The 19,939-nt window shown below is 40.9% G+C and carries 21 protein-coding genes; 4 read left to right on the forward strand and 17 right to left on the reverse strand.

The window, feature by feature from the left end; all coding sequences use genetic code 11:
- Nucleotides 1-96: 96 nt before the first annotated feature.
- A complete protein-coding gene (locus tag FTU72_RS11445) occupies nucleotides 97-768 on the reverse strand; it encodes an HAD-IA family hydrolase (RefSeq protein WP_180052870.1) in 672 nt (223 codons plus the stop codon).
- Nucleotides 769-1,026: 258 nt separating this feature from the next.
- Here FTU72_RS11445 and FTU72_RS11450 point away from each other — a divergent pair, with 258 nt between their 5' ends.
- Nucleotides 1,027-1,794 carry a hydroxymethylpyrimidine/phosphomethylpyrimidine kinase gene (locus FTU72_RS11450; RefSeq protein ID WP_180052872.1) on the forward strand — a complete coding sequence of 256 codons (768 nt, stop codon included), beginning with the start codon at nucleotides 1,027-1,029 and terminating at the stop codon, nucleotides 1,792-1,794.
- A 112-nt stretch (nucleotides 1,795-1,906) separates the two neighbouring features.
- Here FTU72_RS11450 and FTU72_RS11455 read toward each other — a convergent pair whose 3' ends face one another.
- From FTU72_RS11455 to acnD, 16 genes are all read right to left on the reverse strand, one after another.
- Nucleotides 1,907-2,350 carry a nuclear transport factor 2 family protein gene (locus FTU72_RS11455; RefSeq protein WP_159123697.1) on the reverse strand — a complete coding sequence of 148 codons (444 nt, stop codon included), beginning with the start codon at nucleotides 2,348-2,350 and terminating at the stop codon, nucleotides 1,907-1,909.
- A gap of 384 nt (nucleotides 2,351-2,734) precedes the next feature.
- On the reverse strand, nucleotides 2,735-3,097 hold the full coding sequence (locus FTU72_RS11460; RefSeq protein WP_004785128.1) for a 5-carboxymethyl-2-hydroxymuconate Delta-isomerase: 363 nt from the start codon (nucleotides 3,095-3,097) through the stop codon (nucleotides 2,735-2,737).
- A 115-nt stretch (nucleotides 3,098-3,212) separates the two neighbouring features.
- On the reverse strand, nucleotides 3,213-3,551 hold the full coding sequence (locus FTU72_RS11465; protein ID WP_180052869.1) for a zinc ribbon domain-containing protein YjdM: 339 nt from the start codon (nucleotides 3,549-3,551) through the stop codon (nucleotides 3,213-3,215).
- A 123-nt stretch (nucleotides 3,552-3,674) separates the two neighbouring features.
- Nucleotides 3,675-4,121, reverse strand: coding sequence for an SRPBCC domain-containing protein (locus FTU72_RS11470; RefSeq protein ID WP_159123695.1), 447 nt, complete (start codon nucleotides 4,119-4,121; stop codon nucleotides 3,675-3,677).
- A gap of 240 nt (nucleotides 4,122-4,361) precedes the next feature.
- Nucleotides 4,362-4,757 carry a ribonuclease E inhibitor RraB gene (locus FTU72_RS11475; RefSeq protein ID WP_004785133.1) on the reverse strand — a complete coding sequence of 132 codons (396 nt, stop codon included), beginning with the start codon at nucleotides 4,755-4,757 and terminating at the stop codon, nucleotides 4,362-4,364.
- Between the two features lie 236 nt (nucleotides 4,758-4,993).
- Nucleotides 4,994-5,938, reverse strand: a complete 945-nt coding sequence (locus tag FTU72_RS11480) for a DUF4041 domain-containing protein (protein ID WP_180052871.1) — start codon at nucleotides 5,936-5,938, stop codon at nucleotides 4,994-4,996.
- A gap of 570 nt (nucleotides 5,939-6,508) precedes the next feature.
- Nucleotides 6,509-7,174, reverse strand: a complete 666-nt coding sequence (locus tag FTU72_RS11485; RefSeq protein ID WP_180052868.1) for a pseudouridine synthase — start codon at nucleotides 7,172-7,174, stop codon at nucleotides 6,509-6,511.
- 87 nt (nucleotides 7,175-7,261) lie between these two features.
- Nucleotides 7,262-7,717, reverse strand: a complete 456-nt coding sequence (locus FTU72_RS11490) for a hypothetical protein (RefSeq protein ID WP_034705275.1) — start codon at nucleotides 7,715-7,717, stop codon at nucleotides 7,262-7,264.
- Between the two features lie 746 nt (nucleotides 7,718-8,463).
- Complete coding sequence (locus FTU72_RS11495; protein ID WP_034705273.1) at nucleotides 8,464-9,177, reverse strand: SIMPL domain-containing protein; 714 nt, start codon at nucleotides 9,175-9,177, stop codon at nucleotides 8,464-8,466.
- A 125-nt stretch (nucleotides 9,178-9,302) separates the two neighbouring features.
- The gene (locus FTU72_RS11500) at nucleotides 9,303-9,551 is read right to left on the reverse strand and encodes a DUF6868 family protein (RefSeq protein WP_034705271.1); all 249 of its coding nucleotides are present in this window, start codon (nucleotides 9,549-9,551) and stop codon (nucleotides 9,303-9,305) included.
- Between the two features lie 149 nt (nucleotides 9,552-9,700).
- On the reverse strand, nucleotides 9,701-9,922 hold the full coding sequence (locus FTU72_RS11505) for a hypothetical protein (RefSeq protein ID WP_004785142.1): 222 nt from the start codon (nucleotides 9,920-9,922) through the stop codon (nucleotides 9,701-9,703).
- A 128-nt stretch (nucleotides 9,923-10,050) separates the two neighbouring features.
- Nucleotides 10,051-10,257, reverse strand: coding sequence for a hypothetical protein (locus FTU72_RS11510; protein ID WP_034705268.1), 207 nt, complete (start codon nucleotides 10,255-10,257; stop codon nucleotides 10,051-10,053).
- A gap of 195 nt (nucleotides 10,258-10,452) precedes the next feature.
- Entirely contained in the window at nucleotides 10,453-11,031 is a 579-nt protein-coding gene (locus FTU72_RS11515) for a DUF4126 domain-containing protein (RefSeq protein ID WP_180052867.1), read from the reverse strand.
- 120 nt (nucleotides 11,032-11,151) lie between these two features.
- Entirely contained in the window at nucleotides 11,152-11,349 is a 198-nt protein-coding gene (locus FTU72_RS11520; RefSeq protein WP_257229525.1) for a zinc ribbon-containing protein, read from the reverse strand.
- A 107-nt stretch (nucleotides 11,350-11,456) separates the two neighbouring features.
- On the reverse strand, nucleotides 11,457-12,353 hold the full coding sequence (locus tag FTU72_RS11525) for a hypothetical protein (RefSeq protein WP_180052866.1): 897 nt from the start codon (nucleotides 12,351-12,353) through the stop codon (nucleotides 11,457-11,459).
- A gap of 119 nt (nucleotides 12,354-12,472) precedes the next feature.
- Nucleotides 12,473-15,079: a Fe/S-dependent 2-methylisocitrate dehydratase AcnD gene (gene acnD / locus FTU72_RS11530; protein ID WP_180013564.1), complete on the reverse strand. Its 2,607-nt coding sequence runs from the start codon at nucleotides 15,077-15,079 to the stop codon at nucleotides 12,473-12,475.
- Between the two features lie 748 nt (nucleotides 15,080-15,827).
- Here acnD and FTU72_RS11535 point away from each other — a divergent pair.
- The 3 genes from FTU72_RS11535 to FTU72_RS11545 all read left to right on the forward strand — a co-directional run bounded on the left by FTU72_RS11535 (nucleotide 15,828) and on the right by FTU72_RS11545 (nucleotide 19,902).
- Nucleotides 15,828-17,990: a multicopper oxidase family protein gene (locus FTU72_RS11535; RefSeq protein WP_180052865.1), complete on the forward strand. Its 2,163-nt coding sequence runs from the start codon at nucleotides 15,828-15,830 to the stop codon at nucleotides 17,988-17,990.
- Between the two features lie 115 nt (nucleotides 17,991-18,105).
- A complete protein-coding gene (locus tag FTU72_RS11540; protein WP_180052864.1) occupies nucleotides 18,106-18,831 on the forward strand; it encodes a folate-binding protein YgfZ in 726 nt (241 codons plus the stop codon).
- Between the two features lie 273 nt (nucleotides 18,832-19,104).
- Entirely contained in the window at nucleotides 19,105-19,902 is a 798-nt protein-coding gene (locus tag FTU72_RS11545) for a tetratricopeptide repeat protein (protein WP_180048158.1), read from the forward strand.
- Nucleotides 19,903-19,939: the final 37 nt, after the last annotated feature.

The raw sequence follows: 19,939 nt of genomic DNA on the forward strand, positions 1-19,939 counted from the left end.
TCAATTACGCAAAATAATTCGGTACTATTAAACATCGGGACTAGAGTTTTAAGTTTTGTGTGGTAACTCAACTGATGGCTCTAGTCCTCTTATTTTTCAAGTCAATTTTTTATCCGCGATTCGGGTTAAATAGTCTAATAAATGACTAAAGTTCTCAATCGTATACTTGGGCTGCGCCTGCTGTAATTCAATTTCTGAACCATAGCCGTATTTGACTGCAATCGACTCAATCCCATTATGGCGGGCACCAAAAATATCATGCTCACGGTCATCCACCATAATGCATTGATCAGCCTGTATGCCTTGTTGTTCCAGGATATACTGAATCAGTTCCCCTTTATTGGTCCGGTCGCCATTCAGCTCACTGCCATAAATCTCAGTAAAATACTGGGCCAGATTAAAATGTTCCAGAATCTGTTTGGCATAAACGGTTGGTTTTGCTGTTGCGAGAAACAGGCGATAACCACGGCGTTTAAGTTCCACCAGAGTTTCAGCTACGCCTTCAAAGACGTGATTTTCATATAAGCCAGTCACTGCAAAACGCTCGCGATATGCCATTAGTGCCTGTTCAGCTAGAGTATCATCCGCATCTACATTCAGAATTTTGGCTAACGAAGCTTTTAGAGGAGGCCCGATAATCCAGTCAATATTCGTGTCTTCACTAATCGGATGACCTACCTTTTCCAGACCATAGCGGGCAGAAGTTGTAATCCCCACTTTCGGGTCAGTTAATGTACCATCCAAGTCAATTAAAATATTCTGAATCACACCTTGTCCCCTATGTTTGCAGCCGACATCAATTCATATCGTGAGTATAGCCAGATTTGTCTACCCTAAAGCAATTATTAGGCCATAAAAACAAGCCCAAAACGTTCATTTCCAGGGTAATCAATCCTGTATTTTAATCAGATAAAACATATGAAATTTTGCCTAACAGACAGTTCTTGCAAGTGATAGAAATTAATATCGAGAGTTTGAATAAATTTGCCTATACTAAGGCAATTTTAGTGAATGAAGGACATCATTTTGCGACCTACCGTACTTTGCTTTTCAGGTTTAGATCCTTCAGGTGGAGCAGGCCTTCAAGCAGATATTGAAGCCATCGGTCAAAGTGGTGCTCATGCTGCAATTGCCTGTACAGCCTTGACCATCCAGAACTCGCAACAGGTCTTTGGTTTTGAAGCAACTTCAAAGGAACTACTGCTGGCTCAGGCCAATGCCGTGGTAAATGATCTGCCGATTCGCTGTGTTAAATCAGGTATGCTGGGAACGACTGAAAATATTGAAGCACTGGCAGAATTTCTAACTGCGCATCCGGACTATCAGTATGTACTGGATCCAGTGCTGGTAGCCAATAGTGGTGGCTCACTCGGCAATCAAGCCACACTGGTCAAAGCGTTTAAACAACTGATTCCGCTAGCCACGATTTTAACTCCAAATACAGTCGAGTTGCGCGCTCTGACAGGTGAGCAGGATTTAGATCAAGCCACGCAGAAACTGTTCGAAATGGGTGCCCACGCGATTCTTGTTAAAGGTGGCCACGAAGATACTCCCGACTATATCCAGAACCGTCTATATATTCAGGGTGAATTGATCAACGAAACCCGTTGTCCGCGCCTGGAAGGTGAATATCATGGCTCAGGCTGTTCACTGGCGAGTTTCATTGCCGGACGTCTAGCCTTGGGTGAACAGTTGAAAACAGCCGTACAACATGCAGAAACCTGGTTATTTGGTGTATTAAAAAATGCGGAAATTCCGGTACCGAATGGTCAGCGCATTCCAAAACGCTTTTAATCTTCCCTAAATAAAAAAGCCTGAACGATTCAGGCTTTTTTATGGCGATTTTTTTCAAGAATGGACAAATAGATGTGATCATCTTGTTTCAATGAAATTTAAAACTTTTGCCTTAACCTGCCAGTTTCACAGGGCGCAGTTTTTCAGTCTTCTCCTGAACAGGGACAGAAATATGTTGATAATGCAATTGCCACTGATCTTGCTGCTTGCTCAAGACCATGCTGAAGCGACACCACTGTAAAGGAAAATATCGCTCCATCGCCGCATAGGCAATCCGGACATAACCATATACGAAAGCCATGTCATTATTGACCTGAATGGTGACCTCCTTCCGTTCAACGCGCATACCATTGTTGCGCATATATGGGCGGTACTGTTGCCATGCAGCCTGATAAGCCTCGATCCCTTTCAGTTCGGAGCTAATATCAATCAGACAGACATCTGGTCGGCAAAGTTGACGAATTTCGCTGAATTCAAGTGAACAAATAGCTTGATCCCATTTTTGTAAAAATGTCCTGACTTCCTGAGCCAGACATTCTTCCCCTATTATTTTCATTGAATACCTCTCTATAAGGTTTTATTCAGACTTGAAAACCGAGATTTCAAGCATCTCATTACTTTCAGTCTTTCTTGTTTTTCATTATTTTTAATTATGTGAATGGGTCCTTACCCATCCCCCATATATCAGGTCAAAAGTGTGACCTAATACCTAAAATTACACTATTTTTTTAATTATAGGCAAAATTTTCTGATCAACTGCAATAATCAGGTGAATTTTGACTGATTATTTAAATTTTCATGCTCTAGTTTTATTTATCGTTCTTTATATTTCAAAATCGCTTTGATACTTCTCAATTTTTTGTTTAGTTCTTATGCATTCAAGATAAAGAGAGGAGCTCAGAAAACTTTATTTCCTAGTCCTCACTTCAATCTAAAAAAATCAAATAATAGCTTTAGTATAAGTCTCTTTGTCCATTTCCAGAATTTCAACACAGAGCTGAATCTTTAACCCCGGCTGCGAGACAATGTGCTGCTGCATGACCTGAAGTACCAGCTTGGAAATTGCCTGGCGGATGTCCAGACTACGACCAGTCAGGAGAGAAACTTTAGCATGCACATAAGCCTGATCTGTCTCCTGCTCTAGTCCAATCACAAAATCCTGCTGTACAATCGCCCTACTTTTTAAATCATTCGGGTCATTAATATAACCGGCGTTAAATAAGGCCTGGTGAATTGCCAACATTAAAGGTCGGGTTTCAAGCTGCTGAATATTATCTGAATATTCAAGATGAAGATGAGGCATAAAGCATAGATCCAAGCATGATATGGCAATCAGAAGAGATTGATCTTCGAGTTTGAGGAATAAGCATAAACCTTCAAACACGAAGACCGAAAGCACTCATTCGTATAAGAATGTATCAGGCTTTTTTCACATATTCAGATTTGAGCTTCATGGCGCCAATGCCATCAATTTTACAGTCAATATCATGTCCATCAGTTGCATCGGGTAATAGACGAATATTTTTGACCTTAGTCCCGACTTTAACCACTGAAGAAGATCCTTTAATTTTAAGATCCTTAATCACCGTAACTGTGTCGCCATCAGTCAGCAGATTGCCATGCGCATCCTTGATGACCACGGTTTCCTCAGTTGCTTCCCCTTCTTTCCACTCATATCCACATTCTGGGCAGATTAACAAGTCACCATCTTCATAAGTATATTCAGACTGGCATTTTGGGCATTGTGGTAGAGCCATAGCAACCTCAACAAAATAAAAAATAAAAGAAAAAACAAAAAATTAAAGCTGAATTATAGCATCTTTGGGTGGGCTCATGCTCAAGCTTTAAAAGGATCTCCCGCTCAACTTAATTAACTGAACCTAACCATCCAAAATATGTGGATTGACCAACCAGGACAAAAGCTGCAATGACTCCTGCCAGCTTAAGTGGCATGCAGATGGCGGTACCAGATCCGGATAACCCACCTGAATCATATGCAGACTGGTGCCTACAGACACTTTTTCAAAGATGAGCGTGACTTCAATTTCGCCTTTGACCTCAGGTGTAGAAAAGCAATCGGTATAACGCAGTAGCTGGTTGGGAATAACTTCATGATAGGTGCCATGTAAATGATGCTGGGTACCAGTAGCAAAATTGGTCAGGGTAATTTTATAGTTGCCTCCCGGTTTGACTTCGGCATGCTCAACTCTGGCAGTGAAGCCATGCGGTGCCAGCCATTTTGCGATGGCATCTGGATGAATAAAGGCCCGGTACACCCGTTCCGGTGGCGCACTGAATACGCGATGCATTTTTAGGGTATAACTCATTTCAGCCTACCTTTTTTTCTTGTTCTTACTGAAAGATTATTTTTATTTATTATTCGGACGGATCATCCCGATCTCGTTGGCCTCAGTATTTAAATAACTGCCCAACATACTGTACGGCCTAAATATAATTGTTATCTATCCATTTTATAGGATGTATAACAAAAAACTACAGTTGACCCGACCGATACCGCAGGCCATAAAAAAACCCGGCTTAACCGGGCTTGAATAAGGAAATTTTGATTAGCTGCTACGCAGTTTGCTTTCACCTTCTTCCGGGTCATCTTCATCATCGTAAACATAGGCCATACAGCCCCAGCCATCATATTCACCCTGAAATTCAGCAGCAATTCTGGTAAACCATTGTTCCAGATCGACAATATTTTCATAGGTAGGTTGCATATAGACATGAATGGTAATTGTCCATTCCAGCGTATCGCTCTCCTCATCCTGATATAGGCTTATCTTTTGTTCTTCTTTGAGTAAATGCAATGCACAGCGGTCAGCCTGCTCTTCACTATTAAAGGCTATCGAGAATTCTATTTCATGGTCGTCCTGCAGATCATCACCATCCTGATACATTTGCCACAGTACATGACCATTTTCATCGTCAGGGAATTTGTCATAATCGCGTGCCATAGAGATATCCTTATTATGATGTTTTATTATTCGATTCAGCTTAACTTATTTTATTTGAATTATCGAGTACAGAATATGAAAAAAAATTGAATTTCTCTAAATAACCAACTGAATTTTATCAATATAAATTTAAGAATTTGAAAAAAAAAGCTGCATTTTCATCTAATTAAAAATACCTGCATATCAATCTGCAGATTAAAAAATTTCATCGGTTGATCTGGATTTTTTAATTGTAGTTAGGAAGTGATCACTACAGGTGGCTCAGATACTTGATTCTGTCGTAACTGTAGTAAAACGGCGGCGAATTTAAGCTCTTCCAGACGTAAGTTCAGATAGGACTCCTGAATCATGGCCTGGCTCAAGCTTTGTCCTTTATAGTTCATCAGGCGATAATCATCTTTTAAGGATTGCAGCATTTCACCCAGATTATGAGTATTTAACTGGGACAAATACAATTCTGCCCTGCTATTAAATGCCAGACTCAAAATCGCAATGGTGCTCTTGCGACGGTCTTCATCAACATAGTTGCAGCTGGCCACCTGCTGCTGTTCTTTGGCCTGCTCAATCTGTGTTCTGATAGTCAGTAAATGCCGGGCTGCATCAGTATCGTTGTAGCCACTAATGAGCTGATCCAGAAGCTGCGTGACCGGCAGATCAAAACCATGTTGATAGCCCTTGATCTTATGCTCGAGAGCTTCAACTACTTCTTGCAGTCGCTGTTGTTCTTTAGCCTGCTGATAATAAGCCTGTAAAGCTTTTCGAGCCTGTCGCTCAATATCAGCTTCGGCCTGAGTCTGTAAATTCTGTAAATACGCTTTGACCTGAGCGATATAGGCTTTGAGATCATCCAGCATAATGGAAGCATCAAGCTTGGTTACTTCTACGAAATTTTCGGCCTGCAAGCTGCGGTTAATAATGTATTGTTCGATGTCACAGATATCCTGATATTGTTTATATTTATTCAGTTCAGTTCTGGCACTTCCCAGTTGCATCCGTAGCTGGGTCATTTCATAATTTAATTCATCAACTTGTGTTTCATAATCAGCCAATTTACTGCGTGAATGATCCAGATTTTCCTGTAAGGACTGAATATTGTTTCTTGATAATTTCAGGCTATTGAATACCCCTAGTAATACAATGATTAAAACACTTGCGAGAACAAAGAGCGCGCCACTTAGCATCATCCTGTCCCTTACCCCTTGCACCATATATAGGCACTAAAAAAATTAAAAATTTATGATGTTTTAAAGTTATTCTGCATAATTTAATGATGAGAATCAAAGATAAAAAATGACCATAAACATTTAATATAATTGATCTTTTAAATGATTTTTTTACCTATAAAACCTTAATATTTTTATGCCTATCAATTTACTTAAAATGAATCTGTTGGTGATAATCAATTAAAGGGGTTTTTATTTTTATATCGAATGTTATAAGAACAAACCCCTGAGAGACTGCAAATCTTGATAAAAACTGAATAAAAATAGATAGATCAAACAGTTAAACTAAAGATAAAGTGATAAAGTCCCTTAAATGATTCCTGAAATTTTTCCGGGTACACTTTTTTAATTTCAAAAAATCATTACTTGATAAGACATGATTCAGAACATAATTTTTCTAGAAAACTGCTTAAATTCAACTTCATAATTTTCCGATGACTGAAACAAATTCTGACATTTCTGTTGCAGCTTACTAAAATTTAAATATTTATCAGAATCCATATTCATTTTTTGAATGCTTAAATTTTACTAAAATGGTGCAGGTGCAAGAATTTCAACTTTATGACCACTCAAGGGTTGAGTAAAAGTCAGTTCACTGGCATGCAAGGCCATGCGATTAAGAGGACTACGCGTTGGTTCCGGATGATAGATTTTATCGCCCGTAATCGGATGACCAATATGCAGCATGTGGACTCTGAGCTGATGTGAACGTCCGGTAATTGGCGTTAGCAATACCCGGCTGATGTCTTGCTCAGGCAGATATTCCAGCCGTTGATAGAGTGTTTTGGCAGCTTTACCCAGTTCAAAATGCACTATTTGCCGTGGGCGATTTTCCCAGTCAGTAATCAAAGGTACATCGACACTGCCCTCGGTCTGAATTTCTCCCTGTACCAGCGCAATATAGTGCTTGCTGACTGTACGTGCCTGGAACATTTTACTGACTGCCACTTCAGCATCGCGATGTTTGGCAAACATCAGGATGCCAGACGTCGCCATATCCAGACGATGGGTAATTTTGGCATTCGGATAACGCTCTAGTACCCGTAAATAAGCACTGTCATGATGCTCAGGCAAACGTCCCGGAACAGACAACAAACCGGCCGGCTTCTCAATGACGACCAGATCATCATCTTCATACAGAATATGCAATGGGTCTTGAGGCGGCGCGTAGACAAAGTTGTCGTTAATAGGCATGTGCTTTAAGCATTCAGGAGAAAACGCGCAAAATAACAATGTCAGGGAATACTGTCAATCCAGCCCTGTTACAGAATCAGTGCCTGACTAAGCTTTGGACGCTGCACTGATGGGAGATACTGAATGACCCGACTGATACTGGGTTTTCAGGCTGTCGAGATCTTCATTTAAGAATGCCATAAGATATTGCTGAACCTGTGACATAGTCAGACTACGGAATGACACATAGTCTTTGTTCTTCAGGCTAAACAGTCCCAGAATTTTATGTTGAGCTTCGACTTCAATATCACTTTCCAGCCTGAACTCAAGCTGACCTGAGGGCGCCAGTTCATTCAGTGTGATCTGAATCGACTGTTCAGCATCGGAGTCTGTTACGGTAAAAGTGGTAATGGCGGCTTGCATCTGTAATTGTAAAACCCGTAACTGTTGCCAGTTAATGGACTTGAAAGTAGAGAGAATTTCTTCTGCCGATAAGCTGCCTAGCTGCTCTGCTTCGTCTTCTTCTTGATGCGGATAACTGATTTCTAATTCATATTTTTTCATGGGACGTGCCCCTTTCTTATATGCAAAATTATCATAGCATTCTGTTTTATTTTTCAAGGATATAATTTGTGAGCAAATATTAAACATATTATACTTTAAATTATTTATATCAAATACTTATAAACAACCAGCGACATTAGAGTAGTATTTAAACATAAAATAGTCGAAAGCTATAGGCTGTAAATAAAATAGATTAGATATGTGATTAAAATAGTATTTATTTGAATCTCAAATGAATTTACAGCTATTTAGGAAGAATATAAGTGACTGGGTAGGGAAGGTGTTCAACAGTTTGGAGGAGAAGATTGTTTTTATGAGAGGAGAAAATTTTGAGGGTGTTGGGAAAACATCTTGATGGTTTACTTCAACTATCACTCTTTGTAAGAAATGATCTTATAGCCTATAAACTTTTGGTCTATAGCGTCCTAAGCCGAATCGAGACCTTTTGGGTTCGTACTGCACTCGCGTTTTGCGCCACTCACAGCATGCTACTCTTTTCGATCCCATCACACCCTTGAGATATATAGTAGCCAAGCTGCGGCAAAATTAATTTCCTAAGATTTTTTAATTTTCCCGATTTTTGAAAATATTTTTCTTTAAATACATTTGAAGAAGAATTTTTTACCTTTCACCTCAAAATAAAGATCTTTTATTGCAGAAAGAGCAGAATTACTGGAATTTATCTTCATGTAAAACCTCATTCTGCTCTAAATTTTTTAGACCCCTCTATTCAGCTTTCCAGCCATTTAATCAGCCAGATAATAATCCACTGTAGAAACCACACGAACTTTCTTTAGATAAGGCGTATTGCTGTCACGGTCCTCAATGCTAAACAAACCTTGATTGGCCGTCTTGATTTTCCCGAGACGGCTTTGAGAATCCGCGGCAAACTTTTCTGCCACACTGCGGGCATTTTGCGTGGCTTCTTCAATCATGGCTGGTTTGATGTCATTCAATTTGGTAAAGATATATTCCGTTCTTTGCCCGGAATCATCACCACCAAAAGCAATGCCCTTTTTACCCAGAGCGACCAGACGGGTTTGCGCTGCACGGACTGCATCAATATTGTGGGTATAAACCGTAATGGTCTGATGCGCGGTATAACGTAAGGCAACATTGGCATCACCGCCGTATTGCTGGGCATATTTATCTGTAGTGACTGGAGAACCGGTGGTAATTTCTTCTGCCTTAAAACCTTCACCTTTTAAGAAAGCCTGAATTTGCTGGGTTTGCAGCTCCATAGTGTCATACAGTTCTGTCAGATCCTGACTACCGCCACTAAAACGGATGGGCCAGACTGCAACATCGGCTTTAACCTCACGTTCCGATAAACCTTTTACGGAAACAATCCGCTCATACTGTTTAATCTTGACCGCACTATTACCCAGAATGAATCCGGCAATAATCATTCCCAAGCCGATCAAAGCCCCTAAAATCAAGGCGGATTTAAACTGATTCATTGAGCCGAACTCCTTTTCCATATTGTTATTTTGTTTCGAGCATTTTAAGCGTTTAAACTGCTCTGTGTAATGCTGATGCGACTATCAGTTTTATTTATTCTTGAAACTTTGGAAAGTTTTATCTCCTAACTTTTCCCCATCAAATATATGGCAATCAGCGGAACCAGATTGAACAGGAATATCCCGACTTTATAAATGGCCATGCCGCTATAGTGAATGGTATCAAAAGTTGGATCTGAGAGCTGAAACCATTGACCATGCAATCGTTTCACCCAGTCTCGTGCAAAGACAATCAGCAAAAACCAGAGCATTAAAATGCTGTAATTCAAAGCCAATGTATAAAGTAAAAACCGACACCAGAAATCGAGATTCATAGTGATTCCCTGCCTGTAGAGCCATCTATCCTTAAGTTAACAGATTGATCAAATATTCAGGAACTGCTGATTTGTATCTGTGATCTAAAGGGAAATGGTTTAAATATTTTCAGCTAAAAGTTTCAGTTCTCACTTCCAGCGATCACTTTTTAGCGTACAAACAGATGACGGGTATGATGATTGATATAGGCATTTAGGCCATCGCCATACTGGGCCAGCTGTTTCATATTTTCCACATGCTGATAACCAGCACTGCTATAGCTATAGGTATACACTTTCGAGGTTTTCTTGAATTGAACCCGAATAAACTCATTGCCAATCTCATAATTGGCCACACCCGAGTCATGATTGAGATCAAGATAATGTTGCAATTGAGCAGCCCTAAACATGATAAATCTATAATTTTAAATGGAGTCAAATTGATCAATTTTCAAACAGAATAAATGATAAAACCCACTGTATAGCAAGTTTTAAATGACGCCCAATATATTTATAAATCTCATTCTGTACAGCACTTATGACAGCCCTCTACTTTTTCCCTCGGCCAGTTCATTCTTGCCCGTTTATAAGCCAAATCATAATTGGCAAAATATCCAATCAGAATCTGGTTATCAAATTCTGGCAGGTCTTCACAGCCTTCAGTTGCGTTATGAATATAGTGCACGCCTTGGGCAGACTCTTGTTCATCTACAATAAATTTAATCATTCACAGTTCTCCTAATATTATTTTTATAAAGTTCAACCACCAAAAAACCATACAAAAATTATGTCTTTTGCAATCCCATAATAAAATTATGTCTTTATTGAATAAAAATCAAGCAATTTAATGAACAAGATGAGAACCTTTCTTTAAGCAAATATTTCATTAAGAATGAGTGATAAATATTTATTTATCTGATTCTTATAAGGCGGAATTTTCTAGCTTGTTTTTCTTTTTTAGACGTATCCAGCGAATTGCCATGATGGCTAGCATTACAACCAGCAAGGCAGCTAGCACTGGCAAAAGCAATGACAGAATGGATAACAGAATAGCCCCGATCCACTCTCCGGTTGAGAGTACGGGATTCGCAACACCGCCTGTAGTGGCAGTTGATAGTCCACGTGCTGCAACACTGCTCAGTTGCACGGCCCCTGCTGTTCCGCCACCGACAATAATCGCTGCGGCCCAAGCTGCAAACTGGGACATTTCTCCACTGCTCACAGCCATCGTGGTCAGAGTTCCGGCGAGCATGGCTGCAGGCGTTGCAATCATATCGATGGCATTGTCCACCCACGGAATATAATACGCAGCAATTTCACAGAGGGTCGCGATGGCTAAAGCCAGACAGACTGCCGGCATGGCCAGCCATTTAAAACCGGTCATCGGTTCAAACCAGCCCATCAATGCGGCAATACTCATTATCAGCAAAGGCACAAAAACACGGAAACCAGAGGCTGCACTCAAGCCGATACCGATACATAAACCGAGGATTGTTTCCATGCTGTTTGTCCTTGAGATTTAAGCCATTTTTATGATCCAAATTCTACGCTAACAAAAAAGCCCTATCGGGTGATAGGGCTTTTATTTAAAACAGGATCTTCTGTTTTGAATATCGTGTGCTTAGGCAACCTTATCGTTATATTGGGTGCCGAGGCATTTGGTACACGGTGGTAGTCGGTCTGTACCAATTTCTAAGAAGACGCGATGTCCGCATTGAACACAAAAATAGAAACCTGTTCCCGGTTTTGAGCCAGCTGTAACCATCTTTGTTCTCCGTTGTTTTAGAAAATGGTCTAAGCAGTATAACTCTGTTGTGATGAATGTCTATTGTCCATTTTTGTAAATGATAGTGTCGTTAAAGCTAAGTGATATTTTTATTTGTGATTTAATGATATTCCGTCGCTGCGCCTAGTCACTTTCACTTTCTATGATAAATAGCTTGATAGCATTGGAATAAATGGAGCTAAGAAAGTATATATAGTGACATGATTAGAGAGAAAACTCATTAGCTCACCATATTGGGAAGTATATTCTGGTGTTCCAATTGAGGTTCCTAATTTTTCAATTCTTAGTTCTAGATCGCTAACTAACTCTTCCTCGATTTTAGATTTTCTCAACGTGCTTAATAAATTTAGAAACTCTTCAGGAATTTGAGAGTTATTAATTTCTTGATGGATAGTGCTGTGATGATTTCCTGAAGCTAAGTTTTGAACATTACCAGCAATATTAAAATTAAAAATCTGGGTGACTTTTTCTTGAGGAATCGGATTAGAATTCAATGCAGCTTCACCTGCTTGCGGATTTAACAGCTCAATTTCTAAAGCAAAATTTAAGATTTTTGTTTTTACTGTATCTATTATTCCTACTACAGCTGAAGCAGGTATTACTTTCCAAGCTTGCATACAATTATAACCCTCATACATCTTAGAACCGTAATGAGCAATAATCGCTGGATTCCAATCTTGAGTTAAGACCTCACTTTCATTATTTGTTAAACTCTCAAGGGTTGCAATAGGACTAAAAAAATATGCTTTTGATAAACTTTTTTGAAGTTGCTTTGGCAAACTGTAAGTCAACATATCTGCATTATTTAAAGCACTTCCAAAAGCACCTGCAAAATGGCCTTTTGAATTAACATTTAAGATTCTATAGTCAGGTACATTTTTTGGGTCTTGTGGATAGCCTTGCAATTCGAAGCTAATCCAATTCTTAAAATCTTCATTACCCAATCTATAAGCTAATATTTGACATTTTCTTAATAAATCTGAAATCTTAGCATTTGAGTTTATAGCATCAATTTGTATCTCTCTTAAAAGTGACATTTTTTTCTCTAAACAATTTCAACAACTTTAATCCACCCCAACCCTCCTTTAAAAAAGGAGGGAGTTCCCCTCTTTAGAAAAGAGGGGTTAGGGGAGATTTTTACTAGTAACTAGAAAAATTAAGCCACATTCCCTTCCAAGAAATCCTGCGCAAAGCGCTGTAATACCCCACCCGCTTCATACACAGAAACCTCTTCTTCAGTATCCAGACGGCAAGTCACCGGCACTTCAATGGTCTGTTTTTTGCCATCCTCAGTCGCACGCTCAATCACCAGAGTCAAAGTCGAACGTGGCGCAATATTACCGATCACGCTATATAGCTCAGTACCATCCAGCTTCAAAGTTTTACGATCTGTACCCGGCTTAAACTCAAGTGGAAGTACACCCATACCGACCAGATTCGTACGGTGAATACGTTCAAAGCCTTCAGCCACAATCGCTTCTACACCTGCCAGACGCACACCTTTCGCAGCCCAGTCACGGCTTGAACCTTGACCATAATCTTTACCTGCAACAATGATGAGCGGCTGCTTACGGTTCATGTAGGTTTCAATCGCTTCCCACATACGCATCACTTCACCTTCCGGCTCGACACGTGCTTTAGAACCTTGCTTAATGGTACCGTCGGAACGCACCACCATTTCGTTATACAGCTTCGGATTCGCCAAGGTTGCACGCTGTGCAGTCAGGTGATCGCCACGGTGCGTTGCATACGAGTTAAAGTCTTCCTCAGGCAAGCCCATTTTCGCCAGATATTGACCTGCTGCCGAATCCAACACAATCGCATTCGATGGAGATAAATGATCAGTGGTGATGTTATCGCCCAGAATGGCTAAAGGACGCATATTTGCAAGGGTACGCGGTGCAGCCAAAGCCCCTTCCCAATATGGTGGACGGCGGATATAAGTACTTTGCGGACGCCAGTCATACAGTGGACTTGCTGCCTGCTCACGCTCGCCCAGATCAAACATCGGAATATACACTTTCTTGAACTGTTCCGGCTTCACGGACTCTTTCACCAAAGCATCAATTTCTTCATCCGATGGCCAGATGTCTTTCAGGTAAATCGGATTGCCATCTTTGTCTGTGCCTAGTGCATCTTTCTCAATGTCAAAACGAATGGTACCGGCAATCGCATAAGCCACGACAAGCGGTGGAGATGCCAGGAAAGCCTGTTTTGCATAAGGATGGATACGACCATCGAAGTTACGGTTGCCCGACAATACCGCAGTGGCATACAGGTCACGGTCAATAATTTCCTGCTGAATCTTCGGATCAAGCGCACCCGACATCCCGTTACAGGTGGTACATGCATAGGCCACGATACCAAAGCCCAGTTTCTCCAGATCTTTTAGTACGCCTGCTTCTTCCAAATACAACGCCGCTGCTTTAGAACCCGGAGCAAAAGATGATTTCACCCACGGTTTACGCACTAAACCAAGTTCATTAGCCTTACGTGCCAACAAGCCTGCTGCCACGGTATTACGTGGGTTAGACGTATTGGTACACGAAGTAATTGCCGCGATGATGATTGCACCATCTGGCATTAAGCCATCCGTACGGTTTTCTACCACACCCGCAATGCCTTTTTCTTTCAGGTCAGATGTTGATACACGCGCATGTGGATTGGATGGACCAGCGATGTTACGGGTGACAGTCGATAGGTCAAAACGCAATACACGTGGATATTCTGCCTGAGTCATTTCTGATGACCACAGACCAATCTCTTTCGCATAGGTTTCAACCAGTTTGACCTGTTCAGATTCACGACCAGTCAGCGTCAGATAATCAATGGTGTTCTGATCAATATAGAACATGGCTGCAGTTGCACCATATTCCGGGGTCATATTGGAAATCGTGGCACGATCACCGACTGACATGCTGTCTGCGCCTTCACCGAAGAATTCCAGATAAGCACCAACCACACGTTCTTTACGCAGGAATTCGGTTAGAGCTAAAACAATATCCGTTGCGGTAATGCCCGGCTGACGCTGTCCTACCAGTTCGACACCGATAATGTCTGGCAAACGCATCCATGATGCACGGCCCAGCATCACGTTCTCAGCTTCTAATCCACCAACACCGACTGAAATCACGCCTAGCGCATCCGTATGTGGAGTATGCGAGTCAGTCCCCACACAGGTATCCGGGAATGCCACGCCATCACGGTTCTGAATGACTGGTGACATTTTTTCCAGATTGATCTGGTGCATGATGCCGTTACCCGCAGGAATTACATCGACATTTTCAAACGCAGTTTTAGTCCATTCAATAAAATGGAAACGGTCTTCATTGCGGCGGTCTTCTACCGCACGGTTTTTCTCAAATGCATCTGGGTCAAAGCCGCCATATTCGACTGCCAGCGAGTGATCGACAATCAGCTGGGTCGGCACCACTGGATTGACTTTAGACGGATCACCGCCTTGATCGGCAATCGCATCACGCAGACCGGCAAGATCGACCAGTGCTGTTTGCCCTAAGATGTCATGACACACTACACGCGCCGGATACCAAGGAAAATCATGTTCCTGTTTACGCTCAATCAACTGGCGTAAAGACTGTTCTAAAATCGCAGGGTCGCAACGGCGTACCAGCTGCTCGGCCAGCACTTTAGATGTATAAGGAAGTTTGGCATATGCGCCTGGCTGAATATCTTCTACGGCTTGACGCACGTCATAATATTCCAGCTGGGTACCTTGCAACGGTTTCCGGTAGTTATTGTTCATAGCTTGCCTGCCCTCTTTCATTACTCTTTTTATTCATCAAAATATCTTGATGACTTGTTTTTTAATAAAGGCATTGTACGCTGTCGAAAGTCCATTTCCCAAATCTTATAATTTTCAAAAGCTTAAATACTAAAAATGGTATTTTTACCAAAATTACTGACCCATACTTTAGAATTTTGACTCTAAATTGCATTTTTTCTGAAAAATAGGCCTAAATCTGTCTCATTCTTTAGTATGAGATGTTGATAACAGCATAAAAAATAATCAATTTCTTGGAATGAGTTTAAGGATAAATTTCATATGAAATCAAAGCTTAGAATTTTTTAATTTTAGAAATAGCTCATTTAATAAAAAACTGAATCTATATTTTTTTATTTCAGTGTTAAGCATAACTCTTAACCGAAAATGGTAAATTTCATTGCAGATATGGCTCGATGAGTGTAGGCGAAAAAATCATTTTTCAGGTTAGACATACCCCGAAATAAGTTACATTCTCAATTCCATATATTTTTTAAGACTTTCTTACAATTTTAGAAATACGTTAAATATTTATAGGACAATGATTCATAAACATGAGCTTATAAAACACATCCCTATCTAAAATACTTTACACACGTCATTTTAGCTTACCGTCTGTCGCCCTCCCCCTAATTTGGTGATAACAGTCTGTATCTCAACTTTGTAAATCTACCCTCGAATTACTTCACAACAACAACACTCATCACAAAAGCACATAAGGGTGATTACAATGATACAACTCGCCATTCTTGGTATCGTTGCTGCAGTGATCGCTGTACTGGCAGCAAGCTGGAATGGAGGTAAAAATCCCTCCAATCCTAAACCGCCAACTCCCCACAACCCTAACCCACCTACCACTCCCAATAATCCCAACAATCCACAACCTTCTCCAACAGCACCCGATACTTTGATTAGCAATCCGCCCCTATTGCAAAAAAATTCCAAGGGCACCCATGAACTGATCGTCGCTTATAAAACCGGCAAGATTTACAATCCGAGAAATAGTACCTGGGATCAACTGTTCGTCAGAGGTTATCTCACTAATGCCAGCTTGTTTAACAAGAAAAAAGCTGGAAAGTCTGTTGAAGACCTTTTAATTGGTCCGCAGATCCGGGTCAAACAAGGTGAAACCCTGAAAATTAACCTCAATAACCAGCTTCCACCTGAACAGAAAGCCACCTGCCCAGACAAAGTGGATAATGTGAATGATCCACATTGCTTTAATACCACCAACCTGCATACTCATGGCTTCTGGGTAAGCCCTCAAGGCAATAGTGATAATGTTTTCCTGAAATTTAAACCTCAGGAAAAATTTGACTATCAGTACAAAATGGAGCCGAATCATCCGGCAGGAACCTACTGGTATCATGCCCATCTGCATGGCTCAACAGCTATTCAGGTATCGAGTGGTATGGCAGGCCCATTAATTGTAGAAGGCTCAAGAACACCAAAAGTGAAAAATGGCAAAGTCACTGAAACAGGCGATATGGACATTTTATGGAAAGAAAAAAATAGCTATCCAAATGAAAACATCCTGCTATTCCAGCAAATTCAATATCGATGCTCTAACCCTGACCCGGATGTAAAATTCGATATTCCCAACAATTGCGAAGGTAAAGGCTTAGGATTACTTGAAGATTATACAGATATCGCTAATCCTGGCTCTTGGGCCGGCCAGAACTTTTATACGTCTATCAATGGTAAAGTTTTAGGGGAGATCAAAGTTAAACAGAATGCTTTTAATCGCTGGCGCATGATTCATGGTGGTGTACGCGACACCATTGGTTTGATTATTAAAGAACTGCCAAACTCCAGTAAATTTAGCGCCGCAGACACCCTTAAAGCCTGTCTGGCATATCAGGAAGCAGATCCAAAAGAGTTTAATGAGAGTTTAAAAAGCTTACCTGTTTATACGATTGCTCAAGATGGTTTGACCATGACTCAGGTACAGCGCAGAACACTGTCTGTGTTCCAGCCTGGTTATCGTCATGATGCAATGGTTACCTTCCCAACCACCAATAAATACTGTATTTATGACTCCAAATTAAATATTGAGGATGAAGTGAATGCACCGATCCCAACGGGTCAAATTACTCCTCAACTAGCTCCAAACCACCCTTTCAATGCCCAACTACTGGGATGGGTCAATGTACAGGCAAGCAAAACAAAAGCGCAGACTCCTGCCCAGTTCCTGCAAGAGCGCGCGAAAAAAATTGGTTTAAGCAAAGAGATTCAGACTCAGTTATCCAAACTTGATCTTACTGCCTTTACCGATCATCCATCCCTAATGACTCCTGCAATTGACAAGCTGGTCGCTTCCAGACCAAAACAGTACAGTAAATTTGAACTGGCTTTCGCAAATGGTCTTAAATTTGGCTTCCGCCATAAAGAAAATGGTGACTTACTCAGTTTTGGAGATGCATTTGATGGCGAAGGATCAGTCGGTCGGACACATGCCAAAGATCCGGATCGTGAATATGTACGTCAGTTACAAATTGGGCAGACGGATGAATGGGAACTGACGACCGAAGCTTTTGGTGGCCATCCTTTCCATATTCATGTTAATCCATTCCAGATTGTTAAAATCTTAAAAACTGTCACTGGTCCTAATGGCGAATCTAAAGAAGTTGATGTGAGTGAATTAGCGCCTGATGATAATGACACAGATGATGTGCAATATCGTGGCATGAAAGGACAATTCAAAGATACCCTGTTTATCAAAGCGAACTATAAATTTATTCTTCGCAGTCATTACAAGAAATTTGAAGGTGATTTTGTACAGCACTGTCATATCCTCGATCATGAAGATCAGGGCATGATGGAAACGGTACGGGTCTGTGGAGGCAAATTCCCTTGTGATTCACCTCTGCCAACCTCGTCGCATCATCACTAATTAGACACTCCTGAAAAGGCCAATGATCCCGATTGTTGGCTTTTTTGTTTGCCTCTATTAAATGCTTGCTGCACAATAGTTTGATTGATTTTTAGTATTCAAACTGAGGCTGATCATGGCAACATCTCCTGCTTTTACCTTATTTACGCTGAATGGAGTAGATGCGCAAAAATTCCTTCAGGGTCAAGTTACTTTAAATGTCGAAACTCTGGCTAAAAACCTGACTCGCTATACAGCGATCTGTAGCTTGAAAGGACGTATCCAGTTTGGTATCTGGTTGAAAAAAATTAATCCGGAAAGCTTTGAAATTGTCAGCCCTGAAGATCAGGCAGCAGAACTGGCCAGCCATATTAAAAAGTTTGGTGCATTTTCAAAAATGAAACTGGAACAGGTTGGCCCGGTTTATCCAGTTATTAATGATATCCAGACTGATTTTGTTGAAACTGAAACGGATATTACCCTTTGGCAACAGCAAGCTATTGCTTCAGGTCAGGCTTGGATTCAAGCAACTACTGCGACCCTGTTCCAGCCACAGGAATTGCGTCTTCATCAACGTGAAGGCATTCACTATGACAAAGGCTGTTATCTGGGTCAGGAAGTGATTGCTCGCTTATGGTTCAAAGCCAAGCCAAAACACTGGTTGCATTTGATTCAAGGTACAGGTGAAGCACCTGCTGTTGCGACCAAGCTGCACAATGACGTCGAAGTGGTCAATAGCATTGGTACAGATGAGGGTTATCAGGCTTTGGTAGTTGCCAAACCTGAAGCATTGGCTGAGCTAGACGTACAAGTTCTGGAATTGCCTGAAGCTTTAAGTGGTGATGTGGCACGTCCACAATAATAACCTGTTATCTTGATGCAAAAGCCAGAATTCAATTCTGGCTTTTTTATTTTTATTAGGCTAAACAATTAAATAGACAAAGATTGACTGAATAAAACACACCTTAAACCGAGCACGCTTTTATTGATTCATCTCCTATATGATTCTCAAATAATTTGTAATTAGTCACATATTCAGTATTTACAAAGCCTGAAATCGTCTTATGATGTAGATGAAAACGACAAAAATCGCACCATGGAATTAGGTGTTAGAAAAATTAAGGTTATCGGAACAATGAAAAAATTAGTACTTGCTGCAATTCTTGCAGTGTCCAGCCAATTTGCCCTAGCAAACACTTCAAATGCCCCAGTTGACCCTCAATTTGCCAAAATTGAAGAGATGGTGAATGCCAAGAATTTCAAGGGTGCCTACGATGCTTTAAGCAAACTGGCCAGCCAGGGAAATGCACAGGCTATCTATAACTTAGGCTATTTAACGCAAACTGGCCAAGGCACTGCCAAGGACGAAAAAAAGGCTATTCAGCTATATGAACAGGCCGCCAGCAAAGGTTATCCAGTGGCCAACTATGTACTGGGCAAGAATTATACCGGTGGTACTTTAGGCCTTAAGCAGGATTTGGGCAAAGCCAAACAATACCTGGAACGTGCATCGGCAGCCAATTTCGATGAAGCAACCGTAGATCTGGCTATACTTTTATTTGCTGAAGGTACAACAGCTTCTGACCAGCAGGCCTTGAAAAAATTACAGCCTCTTATTAGCAAAGGCAATATGCCGGCCATTCATGCCAAAGCCTTATATGACATCAGCAACGGCTTTAAAACCAAAAATGAAAAGCCGATCCAGCAAGGCTTGAGCAGTATTCAGGATCTGGCAAAAAAAGGCTATGTCCCTGCCCTGATGGCGATTGGCAATATGTTTGCCAACGGCAGTATTGTTGCGCAAAACCTGCCTGAAGCGAAAAAGATCTTTGCAGCCCTGGCACAGGAAAATATCCCAAAGGCCAGAGAATCTCTAGCAGCAGTGGATAAAATGATTGCTGAACAGAAAAAAGCACCTGCCAAAAAAAGTTGATCAGACTTAATCAAAATAAAAAAGCTCCTATTGCAGC

It is taken from the genome of Acinetobacter sp. YH12137, assembly GCF_013418535.1.
Taxonomy (GTDB): domain Bacteria; phylum Pseudomonadota; class Gammaproteobacteria; order Pseudomonadales; family Moraxellaceae; genus Acinetobacter.

Bases quoted from the DNA above. Each gene is read 5' to 3' on its own strand.
- FTU72_RS11485 (WP_180052868.1), bottom strand. From the start codon at position 7,174: ATGCCTATTAACGACAACTTTGTCTACGCGCCGCCTCAAGACCCATTG.
- FTU72_RS11495 (WP_034705273.1), bottom strand. From the start codon at position 9,177: ATGAATCAGTTTAAATCCGCCTTGATTTTAGGGGCTTTGATCGGCTTG.
- FTU72_RS11515 (WP_180052867.1), bottom strand. From the start codon at position 11,031: ATGGAAACAATCCTCGGTTTATGTATCGGTATCGGCTTGAGTGCAGCC.
- FTU72_RS11480 (WP_180052871.1), bottom strand. From the start codon at position 5,938: ATGCTAAGTGGCGCGCTCTTTGTTCTCGCAAGTGTTTTAATCATTGTA.
- FTU72_RS11470 (WP_159123695.1), bottom strand. From the start codon at position 4,121: ATGAGTTATACCCTAAAAATGCATCGCGTATTCAGTGCGCCACCGGAA.
- FTU72_RS11500 (WP_034705271.1), bottom strand. From the start codon at position 9,551: ATGAATCTCGATTTCTGGTGTCGGTTTTTACTTTATACATTGGCTTTG.
- FTU72_RS11475 (WP_004785133.1), bottom strand. From the start codon at position 4,757: ATGGCACGCGATTATGACAAATTCCCTGACGATGAAAATGGTCATGTA.
- FTU72_RS11545 (WP_180048158.1), top strand. From the start codon at position 19,105: ATGAAAAAATTAGTACTTGCTGCAATTCTTGCAGTGTCCAGCCAATTT.
- FTU72_RS11540 (WP_180052864.1), top strand. From the start codon at position 18,106: ATGGCAACATCTCCTGCTTTTACCTTATTTACGCTGAATGGAGTAGAT.
- FTU72_RS11535 (WP_180052865.1), top strand. From the start codon at position 15,828: ATGATACAACTCGCCATTCTTGGTATCGTTGCTGCAGTGATCGCTGTA.
- FTU72_RS11460 (WP_004785128.1), bottom strand. From the start codon at position 3,097: ATGCCTCATCTTCATCTTGAATATTCAGATAATATTCAGCAGCTTGAA.
- FTU72_RS11455 (WP_159123697.1), bottom strand. From the start codon at position 2,350: ATGAAAATAATAGGGGAAGAATGTCTGGCTCAGGAAGTCAGGACATTT.
- FTU72_RS11510 (WP_034705268.1), bottom strand. From the start codon at position 10,257: ATGATTAAATTTATTGTAGATGAACAAGAGTCTGCCCAAGGCGTGCAC.
- FTU72_RS11490 (WP_034705275.1), bottom strand. From the start codon at position 7,717: ATGAAAAAATATGAATTAGAAATCAGTTATCCGCATCAAGAAGAAGAC.
- FTU72_RS11525 (WP_180052866.1), bottom strand. From the start codon at position 12,353: ATGTCACTTTTAAGAGAGATACAAATTGATGCTATAAACTCAAATGCT.
- acnD (WP_180013564.1), bottom strand. From the start codon at position 15,079: ATGAACAATAACTACCGGAAACCGTTGCAAGGTACCCAGCTGGAATAT.
- FTU72_RS11465 (WP_180052869.1), bottom strand. From the start codon at position 3,551: ATGGCTCTACCACAATGCCCAAAATGCCAGTCTGAATATACTTATGAA.